This window comes from Aureibaculum sp. 2308TA14-22 (genome assembly GCF_040538665.1).
Lineage (GTDB): Bacteria > Bacteroidota > Bacteroidia > Flavobacteriales > Flavobacteriaceae > Aureibaculum.
Genome location: NZ_JBEWXT010000001.1, coordinates 2,454,585 through 2,474,604, shown reverse-complemented (window position 1 = coordinate 2,474,604; position 20,020 = coordinate 2,454,585). Strand labels below are relative to the sequence as shown.

Genomic DNA, 20,020 nt, shown 5'->3' with positions numbered 1-20,020 from the left:
ACTGTTAAAATCAGAACTTTAATTAAACCTTGTCTTATAGCTATGGTCAAAAGAGCGAAACAATAAAAATATACATCATGAAAATTTTAAAACACACAGACAATCAATCTAAAGAAAGTAAAACTTTTAGGGGTAAAAAATTAGTAATTGGCGGGTTAATGGCATTACTGACCGTAGGTACTTTTGCCCAAAACCAAAAAAGAGAATTTGAAAAACCCAAACTAACCCCAGATCAAATTGCCGAGTTGCAAACTAAAAAAATGACGTTAGGCTTGGAATTAAATGAATCTCAACAAAAAAAGATCTATAAGTTGAATAAAGAGAACGCTATTGAGCGTGAAGCAAAAAGAAAAGAAAGAATGGCTTTACGTGAAAAGGGAGAAAAACCAACTGGAGATGATCTTTTTACCAGAAAAAATACAAGATTGGATAAAGCATTGGCTCATCAAAAAGAAATGAAAAGCATTTTAAATGATAGTCAATATGAAACTTGGAAAAAGTCTAGAAAACATAAGGCTCATAAAATGAAAAAAGTACGAAAGCATAAAAAAATGAGACAGCATCAAAAAGGCAAAAAAAGACAAGAAAGAAAAGGGCAAGGCTCTAAAGAATAATTAAGATTAGGTTCTGTTTTTAATTGACAAATCATTCTTAGTTGTCATTCCGAGGAACGAGGAATCTTTTTATGATAAGTACTCATACTATTGAGATTCCTCCTACGTCGGAATGACATACCATTATTATAATGAAAACTCGTACTATTCTACATAAATTTTTTGTCCAATAGAAAGTTCATTGTTTTTTAATCCGTTTAGCCACTTTAATTTATCAACGGTTAAATTGTTGTTTCTTGCCAAGGAGTACAATGTATCACCTTTTGCTACTATCACATATTTGGCCTTAGAACTATTTTCTTTCTTCTTCATCACTTTGCCACTATATAAAAAACTTTCATCAAAATCGTCATACTTATCTAGTTCATAGGTTTCAATAAGTGTAATTAATTTTTTGGGATATCTGGGGTCAGTAGCATAACCCGCTTTTTTTAACCCCTTAGACCAGCCTTTATAATCTTTCTTTTTTAGTTCAAATAAATCAGCGTACCGTTTTCTTCCGTAAAGAAATAAAGAATGGTCTCTAAATGAAGTCAGAGGATGTTCATATTTTCTAAAACATTCCTGTCTGGCATCATCGTCATGATACATACGTTTTCCAGTCCAACTACTATGGCACTTTATTCCAAAATGATTGTTGCCCTTAACAGAAAGTCGGCTTCTACCGCTGTTGGATTCTAAAATACCTTGAGCCAACGTAATGCTGGCAGGTATTTTATAGGCAATCATTTCTAAGATTGCAATATCGTTATACTCATCAATATAAGCAAGTGTATTTTTATTCAAATTGGGTTTTTTGCGAATCAAATTAGCGTGGATTACATCAGCCTCGTCAATTTTCTGAATTTTTACTGGGGTTGGTGTTTTTTTAGCAACTTTTGTTCTTGGAGTTGTCGGTGCTTTAGTTGGATATTTTTGACTTGTTCTTTTATGAGAACCACAACTTACCAAAAAACTTATAATACATATACTTATAAATAGTTTTAAATACTTCATCTTAAACTAATTGCAAATAATTTTTTTGTTTCAATACTTTGTTCATTCCTTCTATACCCTGTAGACCACCTGTGTGGACAACAAGAAGTTTACTACCTTTTTTAAATGCTTTGTTTTTTACCATGTCAACAATTCCATAAAGCATTTTTCCAGTATAGATAGGATCTAGGGGAACGTTTGTTTCTTTTTTAAATTTATTTATTAACGTAATCAATTCGGTATTTGTTTTACCGTAACCTCCAAAATGATAATTGGTTTTCAACTCCCAATTTTTTTTGGTGGTCCATCTGGTGATTTCATCATTTAAAAAATCACCCTTTAAGGCTGAAAACCCTATTATTTTCTGATGATTCTCTGCACTATTTATGGTGCCCGAGATAGTTCCGCCCGTACCTACCGATGTGCAAATATAATCAAAGGATTTATCTTCTTCGGTCAAAATTTCTTCACAGCCTTTTATGGCTAATGTGTTGGTACCACCTTCGGGAATCAGATAAAAATCGCCAAATTCTTTTTTTAAACTGTCTATAAATTCAGAACTTTCTTTTTCTCGGTATAAACCTCTTGAAACGAATTTGAAATGCATTCCACAATTTTTTGCGAAAGACAAGGTGGGATTTGCTTCAATTTTATTAACTAGTTCTTCTCCTCTAATAATGCCAATAGTTTTAAATCCGAATGTTGCTCCTGCGGAAGCTGTTGCTGCAATATGATTGGAATATGCTCCGCCAAAAGTGAGCAAAGTGTTTAAACTTTGTTCTTTAGCGGCAATTAAATTGTATTTGAGTTTTCGGAATTTATTGCCTGAAATATAGGAATGGATTTCGTCTTCTCGTTTAATGACTAGTTCAATATCTTTCAATAAAGAAAACTGAACAGATTGATTTCTACTATTTAAATTAAAATCCATATTAAGGCGAAAATAGTAAATTTATTTTAGCATAATTATAGTAAATTTATCCGATAAAATTTTATCATGTTTGAAAAGCCACAGGAACTAGAACCTGATGATTATTATCTGACTGAAAAAGGATACAAAGTTTTTACGGAAAAGTACCATTTAAAAAGAGGATACTGCTGTAAGAGTGGTTGCCGTCATTGCCCTTACGGTTATGATAAAAAGACAAATTCTATTAAGAAATGACATTTAAAGAGCAAATACTACAAGGCATTCCTGCCCGATTACCAAACCCAAAGCCTTACGATTCGGAAATAAATCACGCTCCTAAACGAAAGGACATTTTATCCGATAAGGAGAAAAAATTAGCTTTAAAAAACGCCCTACGCTATTTCGATTCAAAATTTCATGCGGAGTTGTTGCCAGAATTTAAAAATGAATTAGAAACTTACGGTAGAGTTTATATGTACCGATTTCGCCCTGATTATAAGATTTATGCCAGGCCTATTGAAGAATATCCAGGAAAATCATTACAAGCAAAAGCCATTATGCACATGATCCAAAATAATTTGGACTATGCTGTAGCACAACACCCACATGAACTAATTACCTATGGTGGTAATGGTGCTGTTTTTCAAAACTGGGCACAATATCTACTGACCATGCAGTATTTGGCTGAGATGACCGATGAGCAGACTTTGGCAATGTATTCTGGCCATCCGATGGGGTTATTCCCATCTCATAAAAATGCACCTAGGGTTGTGGTTACAAATGGTATGATGATTCCCAATTACTCCAGACCAGACGATTGGGAAAAATTTAATGCCTTGGGTGTAACCCAATATGGGCAAATGACAGCGGGTAGCTTTATGTATATAGGTCCACAGGGTATTGTACATGGAACTACAATTACGATACTAAATGCAATTAGAAAAATTGAGCAGCCTGACTCCCCCTTTCCTTCGGAGAGGGGGCTAGGGGGTGAGGCTCATTTATTTGTTACTTCTGGGCTTGGCGGAATGAGCGGTGCACAACCCAAAGCAGGTAATATTGCGGGATGTATAACGATTTGTGCCGAAGTGAATTTAAAAGCGGTGCAAACTAGACATTCTCAAGGTTGGGTAGATGAAGTTATTGATGATTTGGACGCATTGGTCCAGCGAGTTCAAAAAGCAAAAACAAATAAAGAAGTGGTTTCTATTGCTTATCACGGAAATATAGTTGAGGTCTGGGAAAAATTTGATAAAGAAGATGTTTATATTGATTTGGGTTCTGACCAAACTTCTTTGCATAATCCTTGGGCTGGAGGTTATTATCCCGTTGGTATTTCGTTTGAGGAAGCTAATAAAATGATGGCAAATCGGCCTCAATTGTTTAAAGAAAAAGTAAAGGAAAGTTTACGACGACAAACCGATGCTATTAACAAGCACACCGCAAAAGGAACTTATTTTTTCGATTACGGCAACGCTTTTTTATTGGAAGCTTCTAGAGCTGGAGCCGATATTATGGCTAAAAACGGCATTGATTTTAAATATAAAAGTTACGTTCAAGACATTATGGGCCCCATGTGTTTCGATTACGGATTTGGCCCTTTCCGTTGGGTGTGTGTATCTGCCAAACCTGAAGATTTAGCAAAAACGGATGCAATTGCTTGTGAAGTTTTGGAAGAAATGATGCAAGATTCCCCGGCTGAAATACAGCAACAAATGGCAGATAATATTCAATGGATAAAAGGGGCACAAGAAAATAAATTGGTGGTAGGTTCACAGGCCAGAATTTTATACGCTGATGCCGAAGGACGTATTAAAATTGCCAAGGCATTCAATAATGCTATTGCAAATGATGAAATTGGACCCGTTGTTTTAGGAAGAGACCATCATGATGTTTCAGGTACGGATTCCCCGTTCAGAGAAACCTCAAATATTTACGATGGTTCACAGTTTACTGCGGATATGGCCATACAGAATGTGATAGGTGATGGTTTTAGAGGAGCTACATGGATTTCCATACACAATGGAGGTGGAGTAGGTTGGGGAGAGGTTATAAACGGTGGTTTCGGCATGGTTCTTGATGGTAGTAAAGAAGCTGAACAACGTTTACAGTCAATGCTATTTTGGGATGTTAACAATGGTATTGCTAGACGAAGTTGGGCGAGAAACGAAGAAGCCATTTTTGCCATTAAACGAGCAATGGAAGCAGAACCCAATTTAAAAGTTACACTTCCTAATATGGTTGACGATACATTGTTAGATTAAAAATTAAAAAATTATGAAATACGTAAAATTACTTTCTGTGGTTGTGGTACTTTTTTTAGTATCCTCTTGTGCTTCGGTCAGGGTCTCTTCAGATTATGATAAAGAAGTAGATTTTAACCAATACAAAACCTTTGCTTTTTATAAAAAAGGAATTGATAAAGTGGATATATCCGATTTGGATAAGCGTAGAATTTTACGTGCCGTTGAGGCCGATTTATTGGCTAAGGGTTTTACAAAATCTGAAAATCCAGACTTGCTTGTAAATATCTTTACCAAGTCAAGAGAAAAAATTAATGTGTATAACAATAATTATATGGGTTGGTATCCTTGGTATTATGGAGGTTTTGGTCCTTATGGTTTTGGAATGGGGGCGTTTAACAATAACGTTTCCCGATCTACAGAAGGAACATTATTTATAGACCTAATAGATGCCAACAAAAAAGAATTGGCGTGGCAAGGAATGGGTACAGGTGCATTAGCATCTTCAAGAGACATTTCTAAAAAAGAAGCACGTATAAAAGAATTTGTAACAGAAATTATGGCGAAATATCCGCCGGTTATAGAATAGCAATTTTTCTGTTTTTATTTGAGAAACCCGAATTGAGTTATACTTAGTTCGGTTTTTTCTTTTTTAAAATTATTCCAAAATTAATGATATATAATATGCACAAGTGTAATGTGTTTATACTTTATTGAATATAATTCAAAGCGTAACCCATGAAAACCTTATTTAAAATAATATGTATATCATTGTTATTTATTTCTTGCTCATCTAGTGATAATGATATTGATAACTCAAAGATATATCCTTCATTTAGTTCTGAAATTGAGGTAACTATTAATGGTTTATCCTTTGATGCTATGGAGCCATTTGTGTCACCTGATGGAAATTACCTATTCTTTAATAATTTGAATGATGGTAAAAACACTAAACTTTATTATGCAAAAAAAGTTAATGATTCAACCTTTACTTATGTAGGAGAGTTAGTAGGAACAAACCAAACAGTAGCACCTCACTTAGATGCGGTGGCCGATATGGATGCGAATGGGAATTTTTATTGGACTTCCACCAGAAATTACCCCGCAGAATTAAATAATCTATTTCGTGGGACTTTTAGTAACGGAAAAGTTAGTGATATTGAAAGAGTAAATGGAGACTTTAATAAAAATACTCCTGGTTGGCTAATTATGGATCACGGAATAAGTTTAGACGGAGACTATTTGTATTTTATTAATGCTAGATTTGATAAAGAAAACTGTCAAGGAGCCTGTGAAACAACAATTGGAGTCGCACAAAAAGATAATTCCTCGAAATTTACTACACTTTCAAATTCTGAGTCAATCTTAAAAAACATTAACAATTTAAATTATATTTATTATGCACCTTGTATAAGTAGTGATAATTTGGAATTGTATTATACAAGATATTTAAAAGGTGAAATTACTGAAAACACCGTATTTGAAATGTGTGTTGCTGTGAGAAGTGATGACTCGTTAGAATTTTCAGTACCAAAAGTTTTGTTTTCAAAAAAAATTGCAAATCTTGTAGAAGCTCCTACGCTAACTGTTGATAAAAGCATAATGTATTATCATCAAAAAACAACTGATTCTCATAAAATAGTAATGAGATATCGAAATTCTAAATAACAGTAATTAAACTATCCAGATAACTATCGGGATTCAAACAAACTTTTATCTAACCCCGGTACAATCCGTAAGGCATTTTTATAATATACTTTTTTAAGTACATCATCAGGCAAATCTAATCCATACATAGGCCAAAAAGCATGGTATTTTTTATGGTACGGAAAATATTCATCATCAGATTCCAACACCCGAAAATACGTTGGGAACTCCTCAGGTTTCCAACTGTCTTTCCCAAACAGAATTCGGTCTTGGTATTTGATAAAAAAGGCTTTTGCAAAACGCGGTTGACGTCCTAATTCAGCAATTATAGCACCAATGCCTACATTCATATTGGGCATTTCATCTAACAATTGTCCTAATTTACCTAAATCATTGGCAAACCACCCCATATGGGCATTGATAAAAGTTGTTTTAGGATGTTTTTTAAACATATTGTGCTGTTCACCTATAATTTGCTCCCAGGGTGCTGGATCGTTTGCTTCACGTTTTCTTCTTGGACGTGTTTTTAGTTCTAACCATCGTTCGTTATCGCCATCAAAAGGATCCCAGAACGATTTTGGGTCTGCGGCATGAATTAAAACAGGAATTCCCAATTCGCCACAAACCGCCCAAATGGGGTCTAGTCTGGCATCATCAATAGCAATTCTATTGCCTTCGGTATCTTTATTACGTAAGCCTAAACTTTTATAAATTTTCAATCCTTTTGCCCCGTTTTTAACATCTTGTCTCAGTTGAGCTACCGTATTTTTGGCCCAATCCTTTTTCCCCACGCCGTCAAAATTTACATTGGCAAAAACCACAAAACGATTAGGAAAATTTGAAGCGATATTTTCAACTGATTTTTGCAAATCTTTTCCGCTTCGGCCACTTAAATTGACCATTATGCCCATATTCAAGGTGTCCATTGCGGCTACAACAGGCGTTAAATCTTGCTCTGGCATTCTATATTGATGTCCGTGTACATCTATAAACTTAAATTTCGCTTTTTTAATGATTTTGCCCGGTACAACCAAAGTTGATTTTGGGTTGTATTCCTCAAAAGTAAGGTCTTGAGCTAATAGTGTTGTGCTAACTAGTAAAAATGCTAGACTTATTTTAATGCTATTCATTGTAAAGTATGTTTCAGCTAATTATTTTTTTAATTTTTTCCATTTTTCAAGAACAGATTGTTCTCGCAACAATAAGCTTTTTGGATCAGCTTCCAGTTTATTTCTTCTTTCGTCAGTTAGTGCGTCTGAGTTCCACCATTCATAAATATCTTTAATGGAAGTTTTTAAGGGTCTAAATGTTAATCCTGCTTTTAAGGCCTTTTTGTTTGTTACTCTTGATGAACCATAATTTTTACCTTCGGGCATAATCCATGGTACTAAATAAGGTATTTCGTTTTCTTTTAGAAATTCATAATCGTCAACACTTACTAAAGTTGATTCTACATCAAATGCTGTTTTAGCCTCATTCACAAATGCCGTCATGGTTTGTTTGCTTTTTGGGCCAACAGCATTGTAAGCACCCATTTGTTTTTCCTCAATCAACCTAATTGTCCATTCTGCAGCATCCCTCACATCAATATATTGAACAGGGTCGTTTGGCTTCCCTGGCACTAAAACTTCACCACCTTTTGAAAGTCGTATTGGCCAATAAGTAAACCGATCTGTTCTATCGGCCGGTCCCATCATATAAGTTGGCCTAACAATTAATGATCTGTCTTTACCGAATGCTTTTATGGCTTCAAGTTCAGAATTGGCTTTCATAACACCATACCAATATTCCAATTTTTCATCTTCATTTTCTATAACATCAGGTTCTTTAAGCAAAAGTTGGGTCTCTTCGTCAATGTTATCACTTAGGTACGGATAATACACACCTGTTGAAGAAATATATACATAAGTACCCACATTGTCCTTTAACAATTCAGCTGTTTTTTTTGTCCATTCTACTTTATGTCCCGAATTGTCAATTACCACATCCCATTTTTTGTTTTTTAAGGCTTTAAGGTCATTCTCTCTATCTCCAATAAGTTGCTCCACATTTTTAAACAATTCACTATAAATTGTCGGTATAGTTTTGCCACGCGTAAAAGTAGAGATGGAATGTCCTCTGGAAATGGCATACGCTATTTGATGTGGTCCTAAAAAGCTAGTACCACCTAAAATGAGGATTTTTAATTTTTTTGCAGTTTTGTTTTCTTCTGTCTTTTTTTCTTCTGCTTTTGAACCGTATGATATTATTTGAGAACCTAGCAACGGAATACCTAAACTTACAAATCCAGTTTTTTTAATAAATTTTCTTCGGGTAGTAGATTTTTTCATTTGGAAAGATTTCTAACAAATATAGTAAAATATGTACATGGCAAATGAATCAAGAAGTGCTACCTACTAATTTTGCTTCAAATTCGGGACAATCAATCCTAATTTCTTTATTGGCCAATGGTTTTTCTAAAAAATTGCAATAATGATTTTCTTTTTTCTTTTCATAAAAGACACAAGCATAACAAGTACGTTGCACATTTAAAATACCCACTTTGTTTAAATTGTATATCAGCTTGCTCAGAGAATTATATAGCACTTCTAAGTCGGTATCCTCAATTTTTTCTACTTCATTTTTTATAGGATTGGCAAACGAATGCGTTGTATTTACAACCTTTTTGCCATGACCGGAAAGTAAAATGCTATAACTTCTGCTATCGGTGCTTGAAGGGATTTTTTTAATAAGATTTTTTTTCTCCAGCACTTTTACCGCATCACTTATGGTCGGTTTGGTCACATTAAACTCTTTGGCCAAATGACTGACATTGCAAAGTTCCTCCTTATGATAAGCGATAAAAATAAGAATTTGAATCTGTATGGGGCTTAATCCCAGTACTTTGGCCTGATCCCAAAGCAAGGTTTTAAAAGCTTCTGAAATACGTTCAAGCCCGACTACAATTTTATTGCTGAGGTGCTCTTGTTGGGCTATGGTATTAAAAATGCTATTATCCATAAAAAAATTGCTTGCTTAGGGTAATTGTTGTAAGCTACCCTAAACACGCAAAGTTAGTAATCCTTATTAAATAATAAACCAATTCCGTCCTAATATATTTATACAAAAACTTTTGAATACCACTATTTTATGGATATTTCAGATATTATTGAGTTCTAGATGGCCTATCTAAAAAAATATTAAAAATCAAGGAAGCAGCGTTGGATGACGATGAAAAGCTGTTTGAGGACTGATAATGCAGCCCGAGTTCTTTTCATCGGTGGCTGGGGTTTCCGTAGTATTTTTCTTATGTTTTTTTAGTCAGCCTAGATTTTTTTGGTTCGTTTTTTCATCAATGGAAAAAATGAACGAATTTATTTAGGACGTTTCTGATAAAATAAACTTAATCGCAGTTTTGCATTTCCAATATATAAAACCCCTGTTTAGAAATAGCATCTACAACCTCTTTTGGTGCTTCTTCCACATGGCAAAACCTACATTCTTTTGCTGTTAGCATACCAGTTTCAAAAGGTTTGCTTTTTAAATAAGCAATCCCAAATTCAAAAATTGTGTTTTTATCGTTCAATGAAGATGGCACTAAAATATCAAAATGCATACGTTTACCATCATCTCTTTTTACATAGGTGTCCCATACAGATACTTCCATAATTTATTAAGTCTTCCAATAATTATTTGCCGCCGCGACGGTTTGATAATGTACGGCGATAACGTGCGAGGCAGCAATTAGAAATTCGGCGTTATCATCGCATTGTTTTCTGCCCTGTTTGAGTTTGTCCATATCGGGCTGGGTATATTTCACGCCCATTCTTGCCAATTTTATGGCCAATTCAAAACCTTCTTGAGGCGTTTTAGTTGTTAATGTTGTTAACCAAGTATCCTAATCGTTAAATTTTATTACATAAAAGATAAAGGTACTTATTTTACGGTATAGGGCAATGATAGGTCGCCACTGGCCACACTATATACCTCGTAAACACCGAGCAAGGGTAGTTCGGAATTTGAGGTGTTCACTTTCATAAATGCGGCAACACCATCATAGTTAAAATTGGTTTTATTGTTGATACGATAATCTGGAACAACTACTCTTATTGTATTGTTGGTACTTTTTACGGGATAACCTGGAGAATCCATGTACATTGGCATTCCGGGATTTGTAGGTGGTAATACTACCGTTTTATCGTCTTTTTTAAATTGTTTAACCGCTAGACCACCTTTAACACGTTTATCTTCAATTAAAATTACCCAATGCGGATGCCAGATAACACCATCGTTATCAAAAATGTTGTCCGTATTTTCATCCCATAAAGGCGTATCGTCAAAATCAGGATGAGAGGTTAGGGCAAGTGCAACTATACCTTCCGTTTCTCCAAAACCAACATCTGTTGATTTTAACGAGGTTGGAAAAACATAGCCTAAAACAGGTGCTCCGTCCATTTGGCCGGCAGGGGTAGGTGTAGTTTTTCCCGCCAACCCTTTTACGTTAATTTTCCATACGGTTAGACCTAAATCTTCTTGATGGGTTACCGTTACTCCTTGAATGGAGAAATTGTCATTGTTATATTGGCTTTTTTGGGCACAAGAGTTTAATGTGATGCCTAAAAGCATTGTCAATACGAATACTTTTGTTATTTTTTTCATACTTTATTATTTAATGGTATTGATTTTAATGAAGTCAGAATTCTTAATAAATTAGGAATCCTAACTTTATTGATTAAAAAATTATCCTTTTACATCTGCCATAGATGCTCCGAAATTAATGTGTAATACGTTACCATTTGGTGTAACCAGAGCTGGTACTGACTTTACACCAGCGTTTTCCGCGGTCTCAATTTTTGCGGGTTCGTCGCCTAAATGAACAATATCAACGTTAGAAGAACCCACTAGGTCGATAATGTCATGCTCTGCACTAATGCACACAGGACAGCCAGCATGATAGAAAATAGATTTACTCATAATTATAGATTTTAAAATTTTAGCACTATTGCTATTGCAAATATAGTAAGGAATCCTAACTAAACAAATTTTTTGTACTTTTTTTAAAAATTTGTACTAAAAATTATTTGATACGCTTTCCCTGTGTAGTAAAAGAAAGTCCCTGTTGGCTCATGGTAGAACTCATTATGCCTTCGAACAGCGGTTCGGGTGAAGTTTTAGGAATGTTCCAATCAAAAATAAAATTAGATCCCGTACCTCCTTCAATGTCCGTCTCGTCAATAATAATTTCGACAGTTTCTAAAGGTGCTAAGTAAATAGGTTGTTTAATGTAAGTCCTTATTAGCTGTCCTTTGGTATGGTAATAATCGGCTTTTAGAATATAAATGGTATCATTAAAACTGGTATTTCTCAAACTTACCATAGCGGTAAGGTTATGCGTTTTATGCTCGGTAAAACTATAGATTTGTGAATATACGGATAGGTATGATCTTCCGAATATCAGCGAATCTTGTTGACTAATAGTTGCAGTTCTTTTTTTCCAATCTACTTTTTCAATTTCGTTTGCTTCTTCTTTTCTACCACAAGCAATAACGATGATTATTATAAAAAATAGAGATAAGAATTTTTTCATTATTGAAGTTTGTTATATGGAGTATATACACAAAGATATAGAAATTATTACTACATCTTGAATAACTATTGGTTATTGAGTTTTTATATCTATTTTAATTAGAATATTTTTACATCTTACAAAAAAAGATAGATTATGGGTTTACTTAAGGAATTTAAAGAATTTGCTGTAAAGGGAAATATGATGGATATGGCCATCGGTGTTATTATAGGAGCTTCTTTCAATAAAGTAATTGATGTGTTGGTAAAAAAAGTGCTGATGCCACCATTAAATTATCTAACTAATGGAGTTCACTTTAGTGACAAAATTTTAGTGTTAAAGGAGGCGGTAACAGATAGCTCGGGCGAAGTTATTCAAGAACAAATTGCTCTAGGATATGGTGCATTGTTTGAAGCGTTTTTAGATTTTATGATTATCGGATTTACGGTTTTTATCGTAGTGAAGTTTATGAACAGATTGCGTAGTAAAGCTCAAGACACCAAAGACAAAACAGTTGTTACTCCAAAGGATATTCAGCTGTTAACAGATCTAACGGATTTGATGAAGGAACAAAACAAGCTTCTGAAAGGAAAATTGAACGAAAAATCGTGATGTGTTTAATAAAAAATATTCCGAAAAACCAGGGTATTTATAGCAATTAGGTGTTAAATTTTTATAATTTAATCAGGTTTTTCTCAAGATTAATGTCCTGTAACATTTCTTCGGTGAATTTGTAATGACCTCTGTAAGTGATAATTTTAAAACGATTATCTTTCATTCGGGTTAGTACCTCCAAAAAACGCCATTTAGATTTTAACTGATTAGGTTCTGCCGATTTTAAACTCACCTCAAAATAATGTTTTCTACCTGCTTTTTCGCCTACTATATCTGGGGTAACCGAAAAATCTGTACCTTTTTGAGAATACGATTTTGGAGTTTCGTAACCTTCAATATCAGCCTTAATGTTTTCAAAACCTAAGTTCTCAACATAAGTAACCGATTCTTTTAATAAATCCTGATTTTCTGTTTTGTCTATTGCTATCATAACCCGCAATTTACGAATTTTTAAGTAGAAAACCAAATGATAAATCTAAAACCAAATATCAAAGAGTTTGAAAATCAGATAATTAATATAATATTAATGATTGTCTTTAAATCACATTATCCTTAATTTCATTTACTACATCAGGATTTAAAAGTGTAGAGGTATCTCCCAAATTACTCATATCTCTACTTGCAATTTTTCGTAAAATTCTACGCATAATTTTACCCGAACGTGTTTTGGGTAAACCACTCGTGAATTGAATTTTATCTAGTTTAGCTATTGGGCCAATATGTTCTGTAATTATTTGATTGATCTCTTTTCTTACATTATCCTGATCTCTACTTTCACCAGTTTCTTTTAAGATAACATATCCGTAAAGGGCATTTCCCTTAATATCATGTGGAAAACCTACAATAGCAGATTCAGCCACAGCGGGATGTTCATTAACAGCATCTTCTATTGGAGCGGTACCTAAATTATGCCCAGAAACAATGATAACATCATCCACGCGGCCAGTAATTCTATAATATCCTACTTCATCTCGTAATGCACCATCACCTGTAAAATAATTGTCTTTAAAAGCTGTAAAATAAGTTTCTTTATAACGTTGATGGTTGCCCCAAATAGTTCTTGCCATAGATGGCCACGGGAATTTTATACATAACCTACCATCTACTTGATTGCCTTTAATTTCTTCACCATTTTCATCCATTAACGCAGGTTGAATTCCTGGAAAAGGTAAGGTGGCATAAGTCGGTTTTGTGGGAGTTACATAAGGTAATGGGGTAATCATTATACCTCCGGTTTCCGTTTGCCACCAAGTATCTACTATAGGGCTTTTCTTTTTACCAATAATATCATTATACCAATGCCATGCTTCTTCATTGATAGGTTCACCAACTGAACCCAATACTTTTAATGAAGATAAATCATGTTTTTCGGTAAACTCTAAATTTTGTTTCGCTAAGGCTCTGATGGCTGTTGGGGCTGTATAAAATTGATTGATTTTATGTTTGGCAACAATTTCCCAAAATCGCCCAAAATCAGGATAACTGGGTACCCCTTCAAACATGACTGTGGTAGCCCCATTTGCTAAAGGACCGTAAACAATATAACTGTGCCCAGTAATCCAACCAATATCCGCAGTACACCAATACACATCATTTTCTTTGTATTGAAATACATTTTTAAAAGTATAAGCGGTATAAACCATATAGCCAGCTGTAGTATGCACCATACCTTTAGGCATTCCAGTAGAGCCTGAAGTGTAAAGAATAAACAAAGGGTCTTCTGCATCCATTATTTCTGCAGGGCATTCTGTTGAAGCTTCATCTAACAAAGGTCGTAACCATTTGTCACGACCCTCCCTCATCGTAATTTCTGAGTCAATTCTGTTGACTACCAAAACATCTTTAACGGAGGGGCAGTCTTCTAAAGCCACGTCAACAATACCTTTTAAATCGATGGTTTTTGGACCTCTATAAGAACCATCAGAAGTCAGTACCATTTTACAGTCACTATCGTTAATTCTAGTCGATAAAGCATTAGAAGAAAAACCCGCAAATACTACAGAATGTACAGCACCTATTCTTGCACAAGCCAATAAGGAAATGGCAAGTTCTGGTATCATCGGTAAATAGATGCAAACGCGGTCGCCTTTTTGGATGCCGTGATCTTTAAGTACATTAGCCATTTGATTTACACGTTCGTACAAACGTTTGTAGGTTATGTGCTGTGCTTCTTCGTTGGGACTATTAGGCTCAAAGAGAATAGCAGTTTTATCTCCCTTGGTAGCCAAGTGTCTGTCAATACAATTTTCTGTAATATTAAGCTTAGCACCTTCAAACCATTTTATTTCTGGTTTAGAAAAATCCCAGCTCAGTATATTGTCCCATTTTTTACGCCACATAAAATGTTCTTCGGCAATTTCTGCCCAAAAGTTTTCGGGGTCTCTAACCGATTTTCTATAAACTTGGTAGTACTCTTCTAAATGTTTGATACTGTAATTACTCATAAATTAAATCTTTTAATGATCTGAAGCTTCTCCTGCACCTGATGGAATTCTAATATTTTCTACAATTTCTTGAACTTCTGTCGGAGGTGGAGGAGTAAATTTAGAAATTATAATTGATACTGTAAAATTAATCAGCATAGCTACTGTACCGAATCCTTCGGGTGAAATACCAAACCACCAATCGGCTTCTGCTCCGCCACCGAACCATTGAAATTTAAACTTTAACATGTAGAATAGCATTGATAAAATACCTACTACCATGCCTGCAATGGCTCCTTCTTTGTTCATACGCTTATTAAAAATACCAAGGATAATAGCAGGAAAAAAAGAGGCTGCTGCCAAACCAAAGGCCAAAGCAACGGTTGCGGCGACAAAATCAGGCGGATTAATGCCAAAATAACCTGCAATAACAACAGCTACCACAGCCGAAAGCCGAGCAGCAATGAGTTCTCCTTTTTCGGAAATATCCGGTTTTATTTGTTTTTTAATCAAATCGCGAGAAACCGATGTGGAAATTACCAATAACAATCCTGCAGCGGTTGAAAGTGCAGCTGCTAAGCCACCAGCAGCAACCAGAGCAATTACCCAATTAGGTAGTTTTGCAATTTCAGGATTTGCCAATACCATAATGTCTGGGTCAACATTCAATTCATTTTTGGTTTTTAGATTGGGTTTGGTAAAATCTGGTTTCCCTTTATCATTTTTCAAATAAGCATCTCCATTTAAGTATTGAATTTTACCGTCATTATTTTTATCAACCCAGTTAATTAGTCCTGTTTTTTCCCATTTAGAAAACCACGCGGGCATTTCAGCATATTCTTTTTCACTTACTGTATCAATTAAATTGGTTCTTGCAAAAACAGAAACAGCAGGTGCGGTAGTGTATAAAATTGCGATAAATAATAGTGCATACCCAGCAGATTTACGGGCATCCTTTACCTTAGGTACCGTAAAAAACCGAACGATTACGTGCGGTAATCCTGCAGTACCCACCATCAATGCGGCGGTTATAAAAAAGACATCAATCATTGATTTTGAACCGTCAGTATAGGCTGCAAAACCTAAGTCCGTAGAAAGACCGTCGAGTTTATCTAATAAATATACACCTTCGCCCGTTATTTTGTCGCCCATACCAAATTGGGGAATCGGATTGCCAGTCATTTGAATGGAAATAAAAATAGCAGGCACCATAAAAGCAAAAATCAGTACACAATATTGAGCCACTTGGGTATAGGTAATCCCTTTCATACCGCCCAAAACAGCATAAAACAATACGATAATCATCCCGATAATAACACCTGTATTAATGTCTACTTCTAAAAATCTAGAGAATACTAAACCAACCCCTCGCATTTGGCCAGCTACATAAGTAAAAGAAACTATCAATGCACAAAATACAGCTACAGTTCTTGCTATGTTTGAATAATAACGATCACCAATAAAATCTGGAACCGTAAATTTTCCAAATTTTCGTAGGTATGGAGCTAAAAGTAAAGCCAATAAAACATAACCTCCTGTCCAACCCATCAGGTAAACAGAACCGTCATAACCCTTAAAAGAGATAAGTCCAGCCATACCTAAAAAAGATGCCGCCGACATCCAATCCGCGGCAGTTGCTAATCCATTGGCTAATGGTGATACGCCACCTCCGGCCACATAAAATTCTTTAGTAGATCCAGCCCGTGCCCAAATGGCAATTGCAATATACAACCCGAAAGTTGCAAAGACAATTATATAGGTCCAAGTTTGTACGTCCATAGGTTGGTTGATTTTAGAGATTACTCGTTATAGCCATATTTTTTATCCAATTTGTTCATTAATCGTACATAGACAAAAATGAGGACAACAAAAACATAAATTGATCCTTGTTGTGCAAACCAGAACCCAAGTTTAAATCCACCTAATCTAATGGTGTTTAACTGGTCAACTAGTAAAATTCCAAAAACATAGGATACTAAAAACCATATAGACAGAAGAATAGCAAGGTATTTTAAGTTCTCTTTCCAATATTTATTGTGTTTTTCTATGGCCATAATTTGTGAAATATGTAGCAATATAAATATATAATCTTTAATTTGTGGCATTAATTAGACGTATGGTTGAATTTTCTGAACTTTCGACAGTTTTTTTTCAATACTGGGAAATAATAGTGCTGTTTTTTATAGTTGCAATGCTTTATGCTTCTGTAGGCTTTGGAGGTGGCTCAAGTTACTTGGCAATTTTAGCTTTAACGGGATTGAGCTTTATCCAATTTAGAGCTATTGCCTTATTATGCAATATAGTTGTAGTGAGTGGTGGTACATTTATCTATATAAGAAAGGGTTATTTTCAGTGGCGAAAGATTATTCCGTTAACGTTGATGAGTGTTCCACTGGCTTTTCTGGGTGGATATTTGAAAATCAGCCAAACTTTTTTCTTTATTTTACTAGGAGTTATCTTAGTTGTAGCAGCGGTTTTAATGTGGATTTCTAAATATTTGGTAGACAGTTCGGCTAATATTAAGCAAAATTCTATATCAAAAAATAGTTTTTTAGGAGGTTTTATTGGGTTTATTTCAGGAATGGTTGGAATTGGAGGAGGCGTGTTTTTGTCTCCATTATTACACTTAACCCATTGGGATACGCCAAAAAAAATAGCAGCTACTTCTAGCTTTTTTATATTGGTAAATTCTATTGCAGGATTATTAGGGCAATATCTAACATACTATAATATTACTGATTTTACTTTTGATGCAAATTTAGCTTTAATATTGATGATAACGGTTTTTATTGGTGGGCAAATAGGATCAAGATTAAGTATTTCAAAACTTTCGCCTTTTATAATTAAAAGAATGACTGCGGTGTTGATTGCAATTGTAGGATTGCGGATTTTGTGGAAGTATGCATTGAATTAAATAAGATTATTCTTCTAGTTTCCCTAAGTGCAATGCCTTAATAATGCCATCTGCTAATCCTATTTTAGGAACAAAAATAGTTGAAGCTCCACTCCATTTCATGGCATTCAAATAAATTTTACTCGCAGGGATAATTACATCAGCACGGTCAGGGTTTAAACCCAACTCCGTTATTCTTTGCTCATAGGTCATTTGTTTTAAAAACTTATAATGAGCCTTCATGTATATATACGAAAGGGGTTTACCTTCAGGTCTACCTGACATCTTAAATATTTTATTAATATTACCACCAGAACCAATCAAAGCTATTTTTGATATACCAGCACTATGCTCTTCAACCCACATTTTAATTTTCTTATTGATTTCTTTATCAATTTGTCTAACCGTACCCAATTTAAAGGACTTAGAAGCTATAACTTTACCTTTACTAAATAATGTAATTTCAGTACTACCACCTCCCACGTCAACATATAAATAGGACTTTTTACCTAAAATCAGTTCGTTTAAATCTGTCGCTGAAATTATGGCAGCTTCCGTTTTACCATTAATAATGTCAATATTTACGCCCGTTTCCTTGTGTATTTTTTCAACTACTTCTTGTCCGTTTTCTGCCTCTCGCATGGCTGAAGTTGCACATGCTTTGTATTTTTCGACACCATGAACATCCATAAGTAGTTTAAAGGCTTTCATGGTATTTATCATACGATTGATACTGTTTTTGGAAATTGTACCGACCGTAAATGAATCGGCTCCCAGTCTAACCGGTACTCGCACAAGAGACGATTTTCTATATTGTGCAGTTGAATTTTCTTTTTCAATTACATTGGCAACCAATAACCTAACCGCATTTGAACCAATATCGATAGCGGCATATTTTTTTATTTTCAAACTAAAAGCATTTTTATTATTTATGAAATTTTGGAAACTCTATTAAAAATGTTTTTCCTTTTTTAATGTTTTTCCAATGTTTAGTGTCAAATTTAATACCTATTACACCACAAGTAGGAACATGACTGATTGGTTCGCTACCAAATTTATTTACAAAGGTATTAATACCATGGTCATGGCTAAAAACAATGGCAGATTTAAATCCGTCGTCCAAAGCCATTACGGTTTTGATAAGGTAACCATCACTAAAACTATATAAGGCTTTACTGATTTGTAAGTTTGCCAATGGATAGTTAAAGGTATAGCTGAATATCATTCCTGTATGCAAAGCTCTATTTGCACAACTCGATAAAAAAACGTCAGGACATTTTACCTTCTTTTGTAACACTTTGGAAATTAAATAGGCATCATTTATGCCTCTTTCTTTAAGAGGTCTGTCTATATCTTTTGTAGATGGATATTCCCAAGAAGATTTTGCGTGACGAACAATATAGAGTGTTTTCATTTTAAGACCTAACTATGGTGTGATGTTTATAATTGATACACTAATTTACCTTATGGCTAAGGTACAATTAAAACGTAAATTAAAAAAGTAAATTATGGTGCTAATCGTTCTTTTTTCCAATTAAATTCATTATCTAATGTATATCTGATTCTATCATGCATACGGTTAGGGCGACCTTGCCAAAATTCGATGCTTACAGGCTTTACCAAAAAACCTCCCCAATGCTCAGGACGTGGAATTTGCTTGCCTTCGAACTTGGTTTCGTAAGTCTTTAATGCTTTGTCCAGTTCCTCTCGAGATGCTACAACTTCACTTTGGTCGGATGCCCAAGCACCTAATTTGCTTCCATCTGGTCGCGATTCAAAATAACCGTCGGATAGGTTTTTAGCCAGTTTCTCTGCTTTGCCCTTTATAATAATCTGTCGTTCAAGCCCAGGCCAAAAAAAAGACAAACAAATGTTAGGATTATTTAAAATTGCTTTTCCTTTTTCAGAATTATAATTGGTATAAAAAATAAAACCTTCCCAAGTAAACTTTTTAAGCAATACCACTCTGTTCTTAGGAAAACCATCCAAACCGATAGTGGCAATATTCATGGCGTTGGCTTCATGTACGCTATCATCGTTATCGGCAACCAAAAACCAATCTCTAAATAATTCAATAGGGTTTTCTGGAGTATTTTTTTTAAGTAAATCGTCCTTTTTATATGTTTCTCTGTAATTACTTAGATCTTTTTCCATA

At 34.6% G+C, this 20,020-nt stretch carries 23 protein-coding genes and 1 pseudogene; 7 read left to right on the top strand and 17 right to left on the bottom strand.

Annotated features, from left to right (window positions below; translation table 11 throughout):
• The first annotated feature begins 77 nt into the window (after nt 1-77).
• A complete protein-coding gene (locus U5A88_RS11095) occupies nt 78-614 on the top strand; it encodes a hypothetical protein (RefSeq protein WP_354206430.1) in 537 nt (178 codons plus the stop codon).
• 144 nt (nt 615-758) lie between these two features.
• Here the strand turns inward: U5A88_RS11095 and U5A88_RS11090 are convergent, their stop codons facing one another.
• Together U5A88_RS11090 and U5A88_RS11085 are read right to left on the bottom strand one after the other, a co-directional pair.
• Nucleotides 759-1,610 (bottom strand): glucosaminidase domain-containing protein, encoded by an 852-nt coding sequence (locus U5A88_RS11090; protein WP_354206429.1) that lies wholly within the window; start codon nt 1,608-1,610, stop codon nt 759-761.
• A gap of 1 nt (nt 1,611) precedes the next feature.
• Nucleotides 1,612-2,520, bottom strand: coding sequence for a 1-aminocyclopropane-1-carboxylate deaminase/D-cysteine desulfhydrase (locus U5A88_RS11085; RefSeq protein ID WP_354206427.1), 909 nt, complete (start codon nt 2,518-2,520; stop codon nt 1,612-1,614).
• A 66-nt stretch (nt 2,521-2,586) separates the two neighbouring features.
• On the opposite strand from U5A88_RS11085, the gene U5A88_RS11080 reads away from it, so the two are divergent.
• The 4 genes from U5A88_RS11080 (at nt 2,587) to U5A88_RS11065 (ending at nt 6,410) form a co-directional block, all read left to right on the top strand.
• Entirely contained in the window at nt 2,587-2,754 is a 168-nt protein-coding gene (locus tag U5A88_RS11080; RefSeq protein WP_354206425.1) for a DUF5522 domain-containing protein, read from the top strand.
• Nucleotides 2,751-4,763, top strand: coding sequence for a urocanate hydratase (locus U5A88_RS11075; RefSeq protein WP_354206424.1), 2,013 nt, complete (start codon nt 2,751-2,753; stop codon nt 4,761-4,763). Before U5A88_RS11080 ends, U5A88_RS11075 begins: the two co-directional genes overlap by 4 nt.
• Nucleotides 4,764-4,776: 13 nt before the next feature.
• Nucleotides 4,777-5,331 carry a DUF4136 domain-containing protein gene (locus U5A88_RS11070; RefSeq protein WP_354206422.1) on the top strand — a complete coding sequence of 185 codons (555 nt, stop codon included), beginning with the start codon at nt 4,777-4,779 and terminating at the stop codon, nt 5,329-5,331.
• 149 nt (nt 5,332-5,480) lie between these two features.
• A complete protein-coding gene (locus U5A88_RS11065; protein ID WP_354206421.1) occupies nt 5,481-6,410 on the top strand; it encodes a hypothetical protein in 930 nt (309 codons plus the stop codon).
• A 23-nt stretch (nt 6,411-6,433) separates the two neighbouring features.
• On the opposite strand, the gene U5A88_RS11060 is transcribed toward U5A88_RS11065, so the two are convergent.
• From U5A88_RS11060 to U5A88_RS11025, 8 genes and pseudogenes are all read right to left on the bottom strand, one after another.
• The gene (locus tag U5A88_RS11060; protein ID WP_354206419.1) at nt 6,434-7,519 is read right to left on the bottom strand and encodes an amidohydrolase family protein; all 1,086 of its coding nucleotides are present in this window, start codon (nt 7,517-7,519) and stop codon (nt 6,434-6,436) included.
• Nucleotides 7,520-7,540: 21 nt separating this feature from the next.
• A complete protein-coding gene (locus U5A88_RS11055) occupies nt 7,541-8,719 on the bottom strand; it encodes an NAD-dependent epimerase/dehydratase family protein (protein ID WP_354206417.1) in 1,179 nt (392 codons plus the stop codon).
• Nucleotides 8,720-8,768: 49 nt separating this feature from the next.
• A complete protein-coding gene (locus U5A88_RS11050) occupies nt 8,769-9,389 on the bottom strand; it encodes a MarR family winged helix-turn-helix transcriptional regulator (protein ID WP_354206415.1) in 621 nt (206 codons plus the stop codon).
• 382 nt (nt 9,390-9,771) lie between these two features.
• The gene (locus tag U5A88_RS11045) at nt 9,772-10,035 is read right to left on the bottom strand and encodes a DUF2024 family protein (protein WP_354206413.1); all 264 of its coding nucleotides are present in this window, start codon (nt 10,033-10,035) and stop codon (nt 9,772-9,774) included.
• A gap of 6 nt (nt 10,036-10,041) precedes the next feature.
• Nucleotides 10,042-10,251: pseudogene (locus U5A88_RS11040) on the bottom strand (hexameric tyrosine-coordinated heme protein); the annotation flags it as partial.
• A 53-nt stretch (nt 10,252-10,304) separates the two neighbouring features.
• Nucleotides 10,305-11,027 carry a hypothetical protein gene (locus U5A88_RS11035; RefSeq protein WP_354206412.1) on the bottom strand — a complete coding sequence of 241 codons (723 nt, stop codon included), beginning with the start codon at nt 11,025-11,027 and terminating at the stop codon, nt 10,305-10,307.
• 81 nt (nt 11,028-11,108) lie between these two features.
• Nucleotides 11,109-11,342, bottom strand: coding sequence for a thioredoxin family protein (locus U5A88_RS11030; RefSeq protein ID WP_354206410.1), 234 nt, complete (start codon nt 11,340-11,342; stop codon nt 11,109-11,111).
• A 103-nt stretch (nt 11,343-11,445) separates the two neighbouring features.
• The gene (locus tag U5A88_RS11025; RefSeq protein ID WP_354206408.1) at nt 11,446-11,955 is read right to left on the bottom strand and encodes a DUF3124 domain-containing protein; all 510 of its coding nucleotides are present in this window, start codon (nt 11,953-11,955) and stop codon (nt 11,446-11,448) included.
• 135 nt (nt 11,956-12,090) lie between these two features.
• Between U5A88_RS11025 and mscL the strand changes: the two genes are divergently transcribed.
• On the top strand, nt 12,091-12,546 hold the full coding sequence (gene mscL, locus U5A88_RS11020; protein ID WP_354206406.1) for a large conductance mechanosensitive channel protein MscL: 456 nt from the start codon (nt 12,091-12,093) through the stop codon (nt 12,544-12,546).
• A 61-nt stretch (nt 12,547-12,607) separates the two neighbouring features.
• On the opposite strand, the gene U5A88_RS11015 is transcribed toward mscL, so the two are convergent.
• The 4 genes from U5A88_RS11015 to U5A88_RS11000 form a co-directional block, all read right to left on the bottom strand.
• Nucleotides 12,608-12,979: a hypothetical protein gene (locus tag U5A88_RS11015; protein WP_354206404.1), complete on the bottom strand. Its 372-nt coding sequence runs from the start codon at nt 12,977-12,979 to the stop codon at nt 12,608-12,610.
• Nucleotides 12,980-13,085: 106 nt separating this feature from the next.
• On the bottom strand, nt 13,086-14,993 hold the full coding sequence (gene acs / locus U5A88_RS11010) for an acetate--CoA ligase (RefSeq protein ID WP_354206402.1): 1,908 nt from the start codon (nt 14,991-14,993) through the stop codon (nt 13,086-13,088).
• Nucleotides 14,994-15,005: 12 nt separating this feature from the next.
• Entirely contained in the window at nt 15,006-16,751 is a 1,746-nt protein-coding gene (locus tag U5A88_RS11005; protein WP_354206400.1) for a sodium:solute symporter family protein, read from the bottom strand.
• A gap of 20 nt (nt 16,752-16,771) precedes the next feature.
• Nucleotides 16,772-17,026 (bottom strand): DUF4212 domain-containing protein, encoded by a 255-nt coding sequence (locus tag U5A88_RS11000; RefSeq protein WP_354208177.1) that lies wholly within the window; start codon nt 17,024-17,026, stop codon nt 16,772-16,774.
• Nucleotides 17,027-17,070: 44 nt separating this feature from the next.
• On the opposite strand from U5A88_RS11000, the gene U5A88_RS10995 reads away from it, so the two are divergent.
• Nucleotides 17,071-17,886 (top strand): sulfite exporter TauE/SafE family protein, encoded by an 816-nt coding sequence (locus U5A88_RS10995; RefSeq protein ID WP_354206399.1) that lies wholly within the window; start codon nt 17,071-17,073, stop codon nt 17,884-17,886.
• Between the two features lie 6 nt (nt 17,887-17,892).
• Here U5A88_RS10995 and U5A88_RS10990 read toward each other — a convergent pair whose 3' ends face one another.
• The 3 genes from U5A88_RS10990 to pdxH form a co-directional block, all read right to left on the bottom strand.
• The gene (locus U5A88_RS10990) at nt 17,893-18,774 is read right to left on the bottom strand and encodes a Ppx/GppA phosphatase family protein (RefSeq protein ID WP_354206397.1); all 882 of its coding nucleotides are present in this window, start codon (nt 18,772-18,774) and stop codon (nt 17,893-17,895) included.
• 16 nt (nt 18,775-18,790) lie between these two features.
• Nucleotides 18,791-19,279: a SixA phosphatase family protein gene (locus U5A88_RS10985; RefSeq protein WP_354206395.1), complete on the bottom strand. Its 489-nt coding sequence runs from the start codon at nt 19,277-19,279 to the stop codon at nt 18,791-18,793.
• 92 nt (nt 19,280-19,371) lie between these two features.
• Complete coding sequence (pdxH, locus tag U5A88_RS10980) at nt 19,372-20,019, bottom strand: pyridoxamine 5'-phosphate oxidase (RefSeq protein ID WP_354206393.1); 648 nt, start codon at nt 20,017-20,019, stop codon at nt 19,372-19,374.
• Nucleotide 20,020 lies beyond the last annotated feature (1 nt).

Coding starts and splice junctions, on each gene's coding strand:
- U5A88_RS11095 (WP_354206430.1), top strand. CDS start 78: ATGAAAATTTTAAAACACACAGACAATCAATCTAAAGAAAGTAAAACT.
- U5A88_RS11090 (WP_354206429.1), bottom strand. CDS start 1,610: ATGAAGTATTTAAAACTATTTATAAGTATATGTATTATAAGTTTTTTG.
- U5A88_RS11085 (WP_354206427.1), bottom strand. CDS start 2,520: ATGGATTTTAATTTAAATAGTAGAAATCAATCTGTTCAGTTTTCTTTA.
- U5A88_RS11080 (WP_354206425.1), top strand. CDS start 2,587: ATGTTTGAAAAGCCACAGGAACTAGAACCTGATGATTATTATCTGACT.
- U5A88_RS11075 (WP_354206424.1), top strand. CDS start 2,751: ATGACATTTAAAGAGCAAATACTACAAGGCATTCCTGCCCGATTACCA.
- U5A88_RS11070 (WP_354206422.1), top strand. CDS start 4,777: ATGAAATACGTAAAATTACTTTCTGTGGTTGTGGTACTTTTTTTAGTA.
- U5A88_RS11065 (WP_354206421.1), top strand. CDS start 5,481: ATGAAAACCTTATTTAAAATAATATGTATATCATTGTTATTTATTTCT.
- U5A88_RS11060 (WP_354206419.1), bottom strand. CDS start 7,519: ATGAATAGCATTAAAATAAGTCTAGCATTTTTACTAGTTAGCACAACA.
- U5A88_RS11055 (WP_354206417.1), bottom strand. CDS start 8,719: ATGAAAAAATCTACTACCCGAAGAAAATTTATTAAAAAAACTGGATTT.
- U5A88_RS11050 (WP_354206415.1), bottom strand. CDS start 9,389: ATGGATAATAGCATTTTTAATACCATAGCCCAACAAGAGCACCTCAGC.
- U5A88_RS11045 (WP_354206413.1), bottom strand. CDS start 10,035: ATGGAAGTATCTGTATGGGACACCTATGTAAAAAGAGATGATGGTAAA.
- U5A88_RS11035 (WP_354206412.1), bottom strand. CDS start 11,027: ATGAAAAAAATAACAAAAGTATTCGTATTGACAATGCTTTTAGGCATC.
- U5A88_RS11030 (WP_354206410.1), bottom strand. CDS start 11,342: ATGAGTAAATCTATTTTCTATCATGCTGGCTGTCCTGTGTGCATTAGT.
- U5A88_RS11025 (WP_354206408.1), bottom strand. CDS start 11,955: ATGAAAAAATTCTTATCTCTATTTTTTATAATAATCATCGTTATTGCT.
- mscL (WP_354206406.1), top strand. CDS start 12,091: ATGGGTTTACTTAAGGAATTTAAAGAATTTGCTGTAAAGGGAAATATG.
- U5A88_RS11015 (WP_354206404.1), bottom strand. CDS start 12,979: ATGATAGCAATAGACAAAACAGAAAATCAGGATTTATTAAAAGAATCG.
- acs (WP_354206402.1), bottom strand. CDS start 14,993: ATGAGTAATTACAGTATCAAACATTTAGAAGAGTACTACCAAGTTTAT.
- U5A88_RS11005 (WP_354206400.1), bottom strand. CDS start 16,751: ATGGACGTACAAACTTGGACCTATATAATTGTCTTTGCAACTTTCGGG.
- U5A88_RS11000 (WP_354208177.1), bottom strand. CDS start 17,026: ATGGCCATAGAAAAACACAATAAATATTGGAAAGAGAACTTAAAATAC.
- U5A88_RS10985 (WP_354206395.1), bottom strand. CDS start 19,279: ATGAAAACACTCTATATTGTTCGTCACGCAAAATCTTCTTGGGAATAT.
- pdxH (WP_354206393.1), bottom strand. CDS start 20,019: ATGGAAAAAGATCTAAGTAATTACAGAGAAACATATAAAAAGGACGAT.